Here is a 12,903-nt window from a genome sequence, read left to right on the forward strand (position 1 = left end):
CCGCCGAGGAGCGGCCACCGAGCAGCCACCGAGGAGCCACCGAGAAGGGGGCATCGCCCGTGCTCGACCACCTGATCAAGGGCGCGACCGTCGTGGACGGCACGGGCGCGCCCGCCCGCACCGCCGACGTCGGCATCCGGGACGGCCGGATCGCCGTCATCGCGCCGGCCGGCACCGTCACCCGGGCCGCGACGACCAGCGAGGACGCCACCGGGCTGGTCCTCGCCCCCGGCTTCGTCGACCCGCACACCCACTACGACGCCCAGCTCTTCTGGGACCCGTACGCCACCCCCTCGCTCAACCACGGGGTGACGACGGTGGCCGGCGGCAACTGCGGCTTCACCCTGGCCCCGCTCCACCCCGAACGGCCCGCCGACGCCGACTACACCCGCCGGATGATGGCCAAGGTCGAGGGCATGTCCCTGGTGGCGCTGGAGGAGGGCGCGCCCTGGACGTGGAGCTCCTTCGGCGAGTATCTGGACGCGCTGGAGGGGCGGATCGCCGTCAACGCGGGCTTCATGGTGGGGCACTGCGCGCTGCGCCGCTACGTCATGGGGGAGGACGCCGTCGGCGGGCAGCCCACGCCCGCGCAGCTGGAGCAGATGCTGACGCTCTTCCACGAGGCGATGGACGCCGGGGCGTGGGGCTTCTCCACCACCCGGTCCGCCACCCACTCCGACGGCGACGGCCGGCCGGTCGCCTCCCGGCACGCCGAGCCGGCCGAACTGCTGGCGCTGGCCCGGGCCGTCGCCGCGCACGAAGGCACCCAGATCGAGGCGATCGTGGCCGGCTGCCTGGACCGCTTCAGCGACGACGAGATCGACCTGCTGGTCGAGCTGAGCGCGACCGCCGGACGCCCGCTGAACTGGAACGTGCTGACCATCGACGCGGCCGTGCCCGACCGCGTACCGCGGCAGCTGCTCGCCGGCGAACGGGCCCGGCGGGCCGGCGGCCGGGTCGTGGCCCTGACGATGCCGATCCTCACGCCCATGAACATGTCCCTCGGCACCTTCTGCGCCCTGAACCTGATACCCGGGTGGGGCGAGGTCCTGGGCCTGCCGGTGCCCGAGCGGATCGAGCGGCTGCGCGACCCGGACGTGCGCGACGAGATGCTGCGGCGGGCGAACAGCGAGGAGGCGGGCGTCTTCCGGCGGCTGGCCCACTTCGGCCGATATGTCATCGGCGACACCTACTCCGCCGCCAACGAGGGCCTGACCGGCCGCGTCGTCGAGGACATCGCGGCCGAACGCGGCCAGGAGCCCTTCGCCTGCCTGGTCGAGATCTGCGCCAACGACGCGCTGCGGACGGTGCTGTGGCCGATGCCCAGCGACAACGACCCGGCCTCCTGGGCGCTGCGCGCCGAGACCTGGCGGCACGAGGACGTGCTGCTGGGCGGGTCGGACGCGGGCGCCCACCTGGACCGGATGTGCGGGGCGCCGTACACCACGCGCTTCCTCGGCGACTGCCTGCGCGGCCGGAAGCTGAGGGGGCTGGAGCAGGCCGTGAAGATGCTCACAGACGACCCCGCGCAACTCTTCGGCCTGCGGGAACGGGGCCGCATCGAGGAGGGCTGGCACGCGGACCTGGTGCTCTTCGACCCCGAGCGGATCGACGCGGGCAAGGCCACGCTGGTGCACGACCTGCCCGGCGACAGTCCGCGCCTGGACTCCCGGGCGATCGGCGTCACCGCGGTGTGGGTCAACGGCGTCGAGGTGATCCGGGAGGACGTGGTGACCGGCGCGGTGCCGGGGACGGTGCTGCGCTCGGGGCGGGACACGCGAACGGTGAGCACCAAGTGAGGGCCGCGGAGCGGCTGTTCATCGGCGGGGAGTGGACCGAGCCGGACGACGGGCACCACGAGGTCGTCGACCCGGCGACGGAGGCCGTCGTCGGGCTCGCACCGCAGGCGAGCCGGGCGCAGGTGTACGAGGCGGCGGCCGCGGCGCGCGCGGCCTTCCCGGCCTGGTCCCGTACGCCGCCGCAGCGCCGGGCCGCGCTCCTGGACCGGGCCGCGGAGCTGATGCAGCGGGACTTCGCCGCGCACGCCGAACTCGCGCAGGCCGAGAGCGGGGCGACGACCGCCACCGCGCGCGGGATGCAGGTCGCGGTGGGGGTGGCCCGCTTCCGGCGCTATGCGCGGGGGGCGCTGGAGCCGGTCGAGCAGGGGCTGCCGCCGCAGATCAACGAGGCCGGGCCGATGGGGCGGGCGGGCGTGCTGGGCGCGCTGGCCGTACGGCAGCCGGTCGGCGTCGTCACCTGCATCACCTCGTACAACAACCCCTGGGCGAACCCCGCGGGGAAGATCGCGCCGGCCCTGGCGATGGGCAACACGGTCATGGTCAAGCCGGCCCCGCAGGACCCGCTGTCGGTGTACCGGATGGCGGCGGCGCTGGCGGAGGCGGGGGTGCCGCCGGGGGTCGTGAACGTCGTCGGCGGGGCCTCGGCGGAGGTCGGCGCGGCGGCCGTAGAGGCGCCCGACGTGGACATGGTGAGCTTCACCGGCTCCACGGCCGTCGGGCAGCGCATCGCCGAGGTCTGTGGACGCGGGATGAAGCGCCAGCTCATGGAGTTGGGCGGCAAGGGCGCCGCGGTGGTGTTCGACGACGCGGACCTGGACGCGGCGGTGGCCGGCATCGGCACGACGTACTCCTTCTACAGCGGCCAGATCTGCACGGCGCCCACCCGGGTGCTCGTGCAGCGCCGGGTGTACGAGGCGCTGGTGGAGCGGCTGGCGCGATACGCCGAGCGGCTGCCGGTCGGCGACCCCCGGGCGCGCGGGGCGGTGGTCGGGCCGGTGATCTCGGCCGCGCACCGCGACCGCGTCGAGTCGTACGTGGAGCTGGGGCGCAAGGAGGGCGCGCGGGTCGTCACGGGCGGGGAGCGGCCGTCCGGTCCGCGGCGCGGCTTCTACGTCGCGCCGACGCTGCTGGCCGACTGCACCCCCGGGATGCGGGTGGTGCGCGAGGAGATCTTCGGCCCGGTCGTCGTCACCCTGCCCTTCGACGACGAGGACGAGGCGGTGGCCCTCGCCAACGACAGCGACTACGGCCTCCTCGACTACGTGTGGTCCGGCGATGTCGCCCGCGGCTTCCGGGTGGCCCGGCAACTGCGGGCCGGCGGGGTCGGGGTGAACACCGTCGGGCGGAACATGGAGGCGCCGTTCGGCGGCTTCAAGCAGAGCGGGGTGGGACGGGACGTGGGCTCCTACGCCCTGCACGCGTACAGCGAACTCCAGGCGATCGTCTGGCCGGGGTGAGGGCGGGCCGATCAGGGCGTCTCCCGGCGGATCACCGTCAGGACCACCTCGGCGGCCGGGACCCGGCCCGGGGCTCAGCACCGGCGTCCCAGGAAGACCGGGTTGGTCATCGCGGCCATCGGGCCCGGGAGGCCCGGGGTGGTGGCGGGGTGGCGGACCTCGGCGCGCAGGTAGGCGGCGTTGTCGGGGGTGGTCCGCCAGCTGAGGGTGCCGTCGCCCGAGGGCGGGAGCGGGGCCGAGTGCAGCCGCCCCTGGTCGGTGACGAACGAGGCCGTGCAGCCCGGGGCGCCGGTGACCTTCAGCCGGGCGGTGACCTCGGAGGCGCCGGGGACGTCGAGGCGCTCGCCGATCCCGGCGTGTTCGCCGTGCGCGCCGGTGACCGAGAAGGCCAGGTCGACCTTCGCGGACTCGGCGATCCAGACGCGTCCCGCCCGGATGCCGTCCAGCAGCGCGCGGCGGGAGAGGTCGTCGGCGAGCACCACGGTCTGCGGCAGGCCGACGACATCCGGATCGCGGTGGGCGTCGCTGTGGCCGACGGCCGGCAGCCAGTCGGCGCGGCCCTGGGCGTGCGCGACCAGGGTGTTGTCCCACTCGGCGAGGGTGACCTCGTCATCGGGGGTGTACGGGCCGTTCCACACCTCCACGGCGTCGGCGTCGTTCAGCCCGAACTTCCAGTTGCAGCCGATGCAGGTGGCGTGCGGATGCGCGGGGATGACCAGGCCGCCGGCCCGCCGCACGGCACGGGCGTACCTGCCGAAGGCGTTGTCGCGGGCACGGTAGCGCCAGTCGAGGAAGACCCCGGGGTCGGTGCCCATCGCCACCACGTGGCCGTTGCGGGTGGTGATCTCCTCGCCGGTGAGGATCAGCAGGTCATCGCCCCACAGGCCCTCCCAGGCGCGGTGCGAGGAGGTGGTGTTGTGCTCGGTGGTGGTGAGGAAGTCCAGCCCGGCGGCGCGGGCCAGCGCGGCGATCTCGGCGGGCGTGCGTCCGCCGTCGGAGTGCACGGAGTGCAGATGGCTGTCCCCGCGGTACCAGGCGCGGCCGCGGCCCCGGGCGCGCTCGGGCGGATGGACGGGAGGCGGGGTGTGGCCCCGGGGGCCGTACCGCAGGGTGACGGTGACGTCGTAGGACAGCCCCTGCGGCGCGACCGTGTACGGGCCGAGGGCGATGTGCCAGGTGCCGGCGTTGACGGGGCCCGGGAGGTAGCCGGGGGTGGCGTCGTCGGCGCGCAGGAAGAACTCCGTGCGCGCCCCGCCCGACCAGCCGCGGAAGCCGGCGCCCCCGAGGGCGGTGCCCCGTTCGTCGAAGATGCCGATGTCGCAGGCGTTGCCCGCCGTGCCCTCGGGGACGGCGGGCCGGTCATAGGTGTAGGAGACGGCGATCTCGCGGACGCCCTGGGGGACTTCGACGGGCAGATAGACGAAGTCCGGCGCTCCCGTGGGCAGATGGCCGGTCACGCGGCGGGTCTGCTCGCCGGGCCCTCCTCCGGGCCGCCCGTCCGCGGGTGCCGCGTCGGCGAAGCTCACACGTCCGAGCGTAAGCGCGCCCGCCGCGCCCGCAACCGCCGAAAGTCTCAGGACCTCGCGTCGTTCCATCCCCGCCCCCTTGCCGGTCTTGCCGAGTGGTGTCCGTTCCGTGTCGCGCCGCGGTCGGCTCGTTGCGCCGCGTGAACTGTTGTACGCGGAGCGGGACACGCGGCGAAAGGGCTGTGGATAACCGTTGACCGGTGAGGCACCATGCGGTCACCCACACGTCTGACGGAGGTTTCCCCATGCGGATCGCGACCACGATCTTCCTGACGGACGAGACGATCCGGCCGGACCGGCTGGGCCGCGAACTGGAGCAGCGCGGGTTCGCCGGGCTCTACCTCCCCGAGCACACCCACATCCCCGTCAGCCGCGAGACCCCCGCACCCATGGGCGAGCCCCTGCCCCGCGAATACGGCCGCACCCTCGACCCGTTCATCGCGCTCGGCCAGGCCGCCGCGGTCACCGAGCGGCTCGCCCTGGGCACCGGCATCACCCTCGTCGGCCAGCACGACCCGGTCGACCTCGCCAAGCAGGTCGCCACCCTCGACTTCCTCTCCGGGGGCCGCTTCACCCTCGGCGTCGGCTACGGATGGAACGCCGAGGAGGCCGCCGACCACGGGGTGGAGTGGTCGACCCGGCGGGAGCTGGCCCGTGACCGGGTGGCGCTGATGCGCGCGCTGTGGGCCGGGGAACCGACCGCGTACCAGGGCGCGTTCGGCTCCGTACGGGCGTCCCTCGCGTACCCCAAGCCGGTGCACGGCGCGCCGCGCATCCTGCTGGGCGGCGCGGCCGGGCCCAAGCTCTTCGGGCAGATCGCGGACTACGCGGACGGGTGGCTGCCGATCGGCGGGCGGGGGCTGACCGAGACCGTGCCGGCGCTGCGGCAGGCCTGGACGGACGCCGGGCGCACCGGTGAGCCGGTCGTGGTGCCGTACGCGGTCCGCCCCTCGCCCGGGAAGCTGGCGCACTACCGCGAGCTGGGCCTGGCGGAAGTGGTCCTGCAACTGCCGGCGGCCGGGGACGCGGAAGTCCTGCGGACGCTCGATGACTTCGCGCAGTATCTGTGACGCAGGGGAGTGGGGCGTACGGGGACGGTGACGGCCGGAGCCGGCGGCCGGGGGCGCGAAGGGCGCCCTCCCCGGGGCGGCGGGGGCGTCGCGCCCGTTCACCCGCACCACGCCCGCCCTCCCGCGCCACACCCCACCGGCGAGCCCTAGGACCATCGGCGTACCGTCCCCCGCCCGGAGGGCGACCGATGGCCGTTCCGGGAGCGCCCGCGCAGTCGTAGCGTCGTAGGTGAGGACCCCGCGGCCGGGCGTCGCGGCGGCTCAGGGGTCCGCAGGAGTCCGGTCAGCGGCCCCGAAGAGCGACGGCCGGCCCGCTCCCCGTGGTGCGGGGCGGCGGCGCCGGTCAGGGGCCCGGAGAGAGCAAGGAGATCCCATGCCCCGCCTCGACCACACGATCGTGCACAGCACCGACCGGTTCGCCTCCGCCAGGTTCCTGGCCGAGCTGCTCGGCGCGCCCGAACCGAAGGCGTACGGCCCCTTCGCCGCCCTCAAGCTGGACAACGGGGTGGCCCTCGACTACGCCGAGCATGTCGCCAGCGGCCGCGAGTTCGTCCCCACGCACTACGCGTTCCTGGTGACCGAGGAGGAGTTCGACGCGATCTTCGCGCGCATACAGGAGCGCGAGCTGTCCTACTGGGCCGACCCCCTGCACCACAGGCCGCAGGAGATCAACACCCTGGACGGCGGCCGGGGGCTCTATCTCAACGACCCCGACGGCCACAACATGGAGTTCCTGACGCGGACCTACTCCGAGGAGTTGCTGTCCGGCATGTAGGCATGCGGTGAGCCGCCGCCGGGAAGTGCCCGCACGGGCCCGGACGGAACCTCCGGCCGTAGTGATCAGTGGCACAGCCGCCGCCCGATCTCCGGCGGCGGCGCTGTCGGTGGGCGCTCGTATCCTCGGAGGATGACTTCCAGCGCGCAGGGACCTGACCAGGCATCCGACCAAGGGACCGACCGCGACCTCAGCCTGGGGCCCACCCGCGGGAGCCGGCCCACGGCCAACGCCATGCGCCGTGCGCTCAAGCGGGCCAGGGACGGCGTGGCGCTGGACGCCGCCGAGGCCACGGTGCTGCTCCAGGCCCGCGGTGAGGACCTGCGGGACCTGTGCGCCTCCGCGGCCCGGGTGCGGGACGCCGGCCTGGAGGCCGCCGGCCGCCCCGGCGTCATCACCTACTCGCGCGGCGTCTTCCTCCCCCTGACGCGGCTGTGCCGGGACAAGTGCCACTACTGCACCTTCGCCACCGTCCCCGGCAAGCTGCGCCGGGACGGCCACGGGATGTTCATGTCGCCCGACGAGGTGCTGGACATCGCCCGCCGCGGCGCCGAAATGGGCTGCAAGGAGGCCCTGTTCACGCTCGGCGACAAGCCGGAGGACCGCTGGCCCGAGGCCCGCGAGTGGCTGGAGGCGCACGGCTACGACGACACGCTCTCCTATGTACGGGCCATGGCCATCCGCGTCCTGGAGGAGACCGGCCTGCTGCCGCACCTCAACCCCGGGGTGCTGTCCTGGACGGACTTCCAGCGTCTCAAGCCCGTGGCCCCCTCCCTGGGGATGATGCTGGAGACGACCGCCGAGCGCCTGTGGAGCGAGCCCGGCGGCCCGCACCACGGATCGCCCGACAAGGAACCGGCCGTCCGGCTGCGCGTCCTGGAGGACGCCGGCCGCTCCAACGTCCCTTTCACCACGGGCCTGCTCATCGGCATCGGTGAGACGTACGAGGAGCGCGCCGAGTCCCTCTTCGCGCTGCGCCGCATCCAGCGCGCCTACCACGGCATCCAGGAACTGATCATGCAGAACTTCCGCGCCAAGCCGGACACGGCGATGCGCGGAATGCCCGACGCCGAGCTGGAGGAACTCGCCGCGACGATCGCGGTGGCCCGGCACCTCATGGGCCCCTCGACCCGCATCCAGGCACCGCCCAACCTCGTCGACGGCGCATACGCCCTGCTCATCGACGCCGGGATCGACGACTGGGGCGGCGTCTCCCCGCTGACCCTGGACCACGTCAACCCCGAGCGCCCCTGGCCCCAGATCGAGGAACTCACCGCGCGCTGCGCCGCCGCCGGCTTCGAGCTGCGCGAACGGCTCCCCATCTACCCGGAGTTCCTCCGGCGCGGCGAGCCCTGGCTCGACCCCCGCCTGCTGCCCCATGTCCGTGCGCTCGCCGACCCCGAGACGGGTCTGGCGGTGGAGGACGCCCCCGTGGTGGGCCGCCCCTGGCAGGAGCCCGACGAGGGCTTCACGATGAGCTCCTCGGGCCGTACGGACCTGCACCACACCATCGACACCGACGGCCGCACGACCGACCGCCGCGACGACTTCGACGAGGTCTACGGCGACTGGGAGGCGCTGCGCGAGGCCGCCGCCCCCGGGATGGTCCCCGAGCGCCTCGACGCCGACGTACGGCAGGCGCTGTCCCGGGCAGCCGACGACCCGACCCGGCTCACCGACGCCGAGGCGCTGGCACTGCTGCACGCCGACGGACCGGCCCTGGACGCCCTCTGCGGCATCGCCGACACGCTGCGCCGCGACACCGTGGGCGACGACGTCACCTACATCGTCACCAGGAACATCAACTTCACCAACGTCTGCTACACCGGCTGCCGCTTCTGCGCGTTCGCCCAGCGCCGCACCGACGCCGACGCCTACACCCTCTCCCTCTCCCAGGTCGCCGACCGCGCCCAGCAGGCCTGGGACGTGGGCGCGGTGGAGGTGTGCATGCAGGGCGGCATCCACCCCGACCTGCCCGGCACCGCGTACTTCGACATCGCGCGGGCCGTCAAGGAACGCGTCCCGGGGATGCATGTGCACGCCTTCTCGCCCATGGAGGTCGTCAACGGCGCCACCCGCACCGGGCTGTCGATCCGCGAGTGGCTGACCGAGGCCAAGGCCGCCGGCCTGGGCTCCCTCCCCGGCACCGCCGCCGAGATCCTCGACGACGAGGTCCGCTGGGTCCTCACCAAGGGCAAACTGCCCACCGCCACCTGGGTCGAGGTCATCAAGACCGCCCATGAGCTGGGCATCCGCTCGTCCTCGACGATGATGTACGGCCATGTCGACCAGCCGCGCCACTGGCTGGGCCATCTGCGGCTGCTGTCGCGCATCCAGCAGGAGACCGGCGGCTTCACGGAGTTCGTCACCCTCCCCTTCATCCACACCAACGCCCCCGTCTACCTCGCCGGCATCGCCCGCCCCGGCCCCACCACGCGCGACAACCGCGCGGTCACGGCCATGGCCCGGGTGCTGCTGCACCCCCACCTCACCAACATCCAGACCAGCTGGGTCAAGCTCGGCGCGGAGGGCGCCGCCGAGATGCTCCGCTCCGGTGCCAACGACCTGGGCGGCACCCTCATGGAGGAGACCATCTCCCGGATGGCGGGCTCCAGTTACGGCTCCTACCGCTCTATCCAGGACCTGATCGCCATCGCCGACCTGGCCGGCCGCCCGGCCCGCCCGCGCACCACGACCTACGGCCCGGTCCCCGAGGAGCGCCGGGCCGCCGCCCTCGCCTCGGACGGCCATCTGCCGGAGCTGCTGCCGGTCGTGGAGTAGCGGGGGGCGGGGGACGGCGCCGCGGCTCCCGCTACTCGCCGCCCTCGTACTCGGCCTCGTGTTGCAGGATGGACTGCTGCCACTGCGACAGTGCCTCCTCGCGGTCGCCTCCGCTGTCCTGGGCGGCGACGATCAGCGCGTCGGCGGCCATCGCGGCGAGCCGTACGGCGATATGGCAGACATCGCTCTGGGGGAGCGGACGGAGGAGTTCCACCGCGCCGTCGCTGTCCCCGGAGAGCGCGGAGGCGACAACAGCCATGGTGGTGCGATCCCACTCGTACTCGGACATGGGGACAGCATGCCCAGCGGGCGGCACCGCCATGATCGAACGGTTGACCCCCTGGGCGGGGCCGGACCGCCCTGCCGTCCGCCCGCCCGGCGCCGCCCGCCCCGCGTCAGCCCAGTACGCGGACCGGGCCGCCCGCCAGGAAGGCGGTGATGTCCTCGACGGCCTGCGAGAAGTAGCCCTCGTAGTTGCGGCGGGTGACATAGCCGAGGTGGGGGAGGGCGAGCACGTTCGGGAGGGTGCGCAGCGGGTGGCCGGCGGGCAGCGGCTCCCGGTCGAAGACGTCCAGCCCGGCGCCGGCGATCCAGTGCTCCCGCAGCGCCCGCAGCAGCGCGGCCTCCTCGACGATCGCGGCCCGGGAGGTGTTGACGAGGTACGCCGTGGGCCGCATCCGGCGCAGCTCGTCCGCACCCAGCAGGCCGCGGGTGCGGTCGCCGAGCACGAGGTGCACGGAGACGAAGTCGCCGGTCTCCAGCAGCTCTTCCATGGAGGCGGCGCGCCGCACGCCCGCCTCCGCGGCGCGCTCGTCGGTCAGATTCCGGCTCCAGGCCGTCACGTCCATGCCGAAGGCCTGGCCGACCCGGGCGACCCGGGTGCCGATCCTGCCGAGGCCGAGCAGGCCGAGCGTGCGGCCGTGCAGATCCGCGCCGAGCGTGCTCTGCCAGGGCCCGTCGGCCCGCATCGCGGTGCTCTCGGTGGTGAGGTGGCGGGCGAGGCCCAGGATCAGCGCCCAGGTCAGTTCGACCGGCGGCTCGGTGTGGCTCGCGGTGCCGCAGACCGTGACGCCGTGCCGGGCGGCGGCCGCCAGATCGATGGCGGCATTGCGCATCCCGGAGGTGACCAGCAGCCGCAGCCGGGGCAGCCGGGCCAGGAGCGAGGCGGGGAACGGGGTGCGCTCGCGCATCGCGACCACGATCTCGCAGTCGCCGATCGCCGCCACCACCTCGTCCTCGGAGCCGAGCGGCCGGCGCAGCGCACGGACGTCCACGGCGCCCGCCAGCGGGGACCAGTCGGCCATCGACAGGGCGATGTCCTGGTAGTCGTCGAGTACGGCGCAGCGCAGCGTCATGCGGGTTCTCCCTGGAGGGCGCGGGGGACGGCCGGGGTGGCCGGATGGTGCTGATCGGGACCGTACCGGCCAAAAGCCTCCTTGCGAGTGACTATTCGCATTACCCTCTCGGCCAAAAATTGATCAATCCTGAACGATTACAGTGCTGCTCCGAGGGGCCTCTGCTAGGCCCCGAACGTCGTGAGCTTCGGGAGGCGCAGTGAGCGCAGCGGGAGGCGGCGCCATCTGGGGGCGCGCGGAACAGCAGGACTTCCGCAGCCGGGTGCGCGGCTGCCTGCTCGGCGGCGCCCTCGGTGACGCACTGGGCGCCGGTATCGAATTCGACTCGCTCGACGCGATCCGCACGGCGCACGGCCAGGACGGCGTCACGGACCTGGTGCCTGCCTTCGGGCGGCGCGGCGCGATCACCGACGACACCCAGATGACCCTGTTCACCGTGGACGGACTGATCCGGGCGCAGGTCCGCCGCGACACCGGGGCCTGGCACCCGCCGACCGACGTGCACCGCGCCTATCTGCGCTGGGCCGCCACCCAGCGCGACTGGGGCCCCGACGAGCGCAAGAAGGACGACGGCTGGCTCGCCCGCGAGGAGTGGCTCTACTCCCGCCGCGCGCCCGGCCGGGCCTGCCTGAGCGGACTCGGCGACGAGGCCATGGGCACCCTGGAGGCGCCCAAGAACCCGGACTCCAAGGGCTGCGGCGCGGTGATGCGCTCCGCGCCGTTCGGGCTGCTGGTCGGCTGGGAGCCGCAGCTGGTCTTCCAGCTCGCCGCCGAGTGCGCCGCCCAGACCCACGGCCACCCCACCGGCTATCTGGCCGCCGGCGCCCTCGCGGTCATCACCCACTCACTGGCCCGCGGCGAGGTGCTCGACGGGGCCGTGCAGAAGGCCCTGGCGCACCTGGCCACCCGCCCGGGCCACGAGGAGACCTCCGACGCCCTCAAGCGCGCGCTCGGCGCAGTGCGGCAGGGGATGCCGACGCCCGCCCGGGTGGAGTCGCTGGGCGAGGGCTGGACGGCCGAGGAGGCGCTGGCGATCGGGGTGTACTGCGCACTGGTCGCCGAGGACATCCGGCACGGGCTGCTGCTCGCCGTCAACCACGGCGGCGACAGCGACTCCACCGGCGCCGTCTGCGGCAATCTGCTGGGCACCCTGCACGGCGAGACGGCGCTGCCGCCGGAGTGGCTGGCCGAGCTGGAGGGCCGGGGCACGATCCTGCAACTGGCCGACGACTTCTCGATGGAGATGACCCAGGGGGCCGCGCTGCACGGCCCGGCCGGCTCGTCGCCGGGGTGGCTGGCCCGGTACCCCAGGGCGTAGGGCGCACCGGCCGGCCGATCAGCACCGGAACCGGCTACCGCATCAGCTCCCCCGCGTTGACCAGCAGGGACTGGCCCGTGATGGCCCGCGCCCGGTCGGAGGCCAGGAACACCGCGGTCTCGGCCACGTCCGCGTCCGTCGCCAGCCCGGGAAGCGCCATCCGCGCGGTGAGGCGGTCGAGCACCTCGGACTCCGGGACGCCCTCGGTGTGCGCCTGGAAGCGCACGTACGCCTCCACCGGCGGGCCCCACATCCAGCCCGGCTGCACGGTGTTGACCCGGATCCGGTCCGGCCCCAGCTCCCGCGCCAGCGAGTACATCGCCGAGACCAGCGCGCCCTTGGACGCCGCGTATGCCGCCTGCTGCACCTGCGAGGGTGCGGCGAGGGACGACTGGGTGCCGATCATCACCACCGAGCCGCCGCCGCGCGCCGTGAGCGAGGGCAGGCAGGCGCGGGTCATCCGCAGCGTGCCGAAGAGGTTGATGTCCACGACGCGGCCCCAGGACTCGAAGTCGGCGTCCCGCAGGCCCCCGAAGAGCGAGTCCAGCGCGGCCACATGGATCACCGCGTCGATCCCGCCGAACCGCTCCACGGCCAGTGCGGCCAGCGCCGCGCACTGCGACTCGTCGGCGATATCGGTCGACCGCCAGGCCGTCCGCGCGCCCGAAGGATCCAGCTGCGCCGCCGACTCGGCGAGCTGCGCCGCCGTGCGGGCGCCCAGCACCACCGAGGCGCCGTCCCGCAGGCAGGCCGCCACGACCTGCCGGCCGAGCCCGGTGCCCACGCCCGAGACGATGACGGTCTTGTTCCGCAGCAGCATGC

At 74.0% G+C, this 12,903-nt stretch carries 10 protein-coding genes; 6 read left to right on the forward strand and 4 right to left on the reverse strand.

The genetic code is table 11. From position 1 onward, the window contains the following. Window positions 1-59: 59 nt before the first annotated feature. The gene (locus IEY78_RS28470; protein ID WP_189103084.1) at window positions 60-1,799 is read left to right on the forward strand and encodes an N-acyl-D-amino-acid deacylase family protein; all 1,740 of its coding nucleotides are present in this window, start codon (window positions 60-62) and stop codon (window positions 1,797-1,799) included. After that, window positions 1,796-3,256, forward strand: coding sequence for an aldehyde dehydrogenase family protein (locus tag IEY78_RS28475; protein WP_189103086.1), 1,461 nt, complete (start codon window positions 1,796-1,798; stop codon window positions 3,254-3,256). Before IEY78_RS28470 ends, IEY78_RS28475 begins: the two co-directional genes overlap by 4 nt. A 74-nt stretch (window positions 3,257-3,330) precedes the next feature. On the opposite strand, the gene IEY78_RS28480 is transcribed toward IEY78_RS28475, so the two are convergent. Continuing rightward, entirely contained in the window at window positions 3,331-4,851 is a 1,521-nt protein-coding gene (locus IEY78_RS28480) for a CehA/McbA family metallohydrolase (protein ID WP_189103088.1), read from the reverse strand. Window positions 4,852-5,027: 176 nt separating this feature from the next. Between IEY78_RS28480 and IEY78_RS28485 the strand changes: the two genes are divergently transcribed. The 3 genes from IEY78_RS28485 (at window position 5,028) to IEY78_RS28495 (ending at window position 9,408) form a co-directional block, all read left to right on the forward strand. Next, entirely contained in the window at window positions 5,028-5,852 is an 825-nt protein-coding gene (locus tag IEY78_RS28485) for a TIGR03619 family F420-dependent LLM class oxidoreductase (RefSeq protein WP_189103090.1), read from the forward strand. 373 nt (window positions 5,853-6,225) lie between these two features. Then, window positions 6,226-6,627 (forward strand): VOC family protein, encoded by a 402-nt coding sequence (locus IEY78_RS28490; RefSeq protein ID WP_189103091.1) that lies wholly within the window; start codon window positions 6,226-6,228, stop codon window positions 6,625-6,627. A gap of 132 nt (window positions 6,628-6,759) precedes the next feature. Then, window positions 6,760-9,408, forward strand: coding sequence for a bifunctional FO biosynthesis protein CofGH (locus IEY78_RS28495; RefSeq protein WP_189103093.1), 2,649 nt, complete (start codon window positions 6,760-6,762; stop codon window positions 9,406-9,408). Window positions 9,409-9,439: 31 nt separating this feature from the next. Here IEY78_RS28495 and IEY78_RS28500 read toward each other — a convergent pair whose 3' ends face one another. Both IEY78_RS28500 and IEY78_RS28505 read right to left on the reverse strand, forming a co-directional pair. After that, window positions 9,440-9,697, reverse strand: coding sequence for a hypothetical protein (locus IEY78_RS28500; RefSeq protein ID WP_189103095.1), 258 nt, complete (start codon window positions 9,695-9,697; stop codon window positions 9,440-9,442). A gap of 106 nt (window positions 9,698-9,803) precedes the next feature. Continuing rightward, window positions 9,804-10,763 carry a D-2-hydroxyacid dehydrogenase family protein gene (locus IEY78_RS28505; protein WP_189103097.1) on the reverse strand — a complete coding sequence of 320 codons (960 nt, stop codon included), beginning with the start codon at window positions 10,761-10,763 and terminating at the stop codon, window positions 9,804-9,806. Between the two features lie 199 nt (window positions 10,764-10,962). Here IEY78_RS28505 and IEY78_RS28510 point away from each other — a divergent pair, with 199 nt between their 5' ends. Then, window positions 10,963-12,081, forward strand: coding sequence for an ADP-ribosylglycohydrolase family protein (locus IEY78_RS28510; RefSeq protein ID WP_189103099.1), 1,119 nt, complete (start codon window positions 10,963-10,965; stop codon window positions 12,079-12,081). 34 nt (window positions 12,082-12,115) lie between these two features. On the opposite strand, the gene IEY78_RS28515 is transcribed toward IEY78_RS28510, so the two are convergent. Further along, window positions 12,116-12,901 (reverse strand): SDR family oxidoreductase, encoded by a 786-nt coding sequence (locus IEY78_RS28515; RefSeq protein WP_189103101.1) that lies wholly within the window; start codon window positions 12,899-12,901, stop codon window positions 12,116-12,118. Window positions 12,902-12,903: the final 2 nt, after the last annotated feature.

It is taken from the genome of Streptomyces kronopolitis, from assembly GCF_014646275.1.
Lineage (GTDB): Bacteria > Actinomycetota > Actinomycetes > Streptomycetales > Streptomycetaceae > Streptomyces > Streptomyces kronopolitis.

Excerpts from the sequence above, each read along its gene's own strand:
- IEY78_RS28485 (WP_189103090.1), top strand. The coding sequence starts at position 5,028 with ATGCGGATCGCGACCACGATCTTCCTGACGGACGAGACGATCCGGCCG.
- IEY78_RS28480 (WP_189103088.1), bottom strand. The coding sequence starts at position 4,851 with ATGGAACGACGCGAGGTCCTGAGACTTTCGGCGGTTGCGGGCGCGGCG.
- IEY78_RS28490 (WP_189103091.1), top strand. The coding sequence starts at position 6,226 with ATGCCCCGCCTCGACCACACGATCGTGCACAGCACCGACCGGTTCGCC.
- IEY78_RS28495 (WP_189103093.1), top strand. The coding sequence starts at position 6,760 with ATGACTTCCAGCGCGCAGGGACCTGACCAGGCATCCGACCAAGGGACC.
- IEY78_RS28505 (WP_189103097.1), bottom strand. The coding sequence starts at position 10,763 with ATGACGCTGCGCTGCGCCGTACTCGACGACTACCAGGACATCGCCCTG.
- IEY78_RS28515 (WP_189103101.1), bottom strand. The coding sequence starts at position 12,901 with ATGCTGCTGCGGAACAAGACCGTCATCGTCTCGGGCGTGGGCACCGGG.
- IEY78_RS28500 (WP_189103095.1), bottom strand. The coding sequence starts at position 9,697 with ATGTCCGAGTACGAGTGGGATCGCACCACCATGGCTGTTGTCGCCTCC.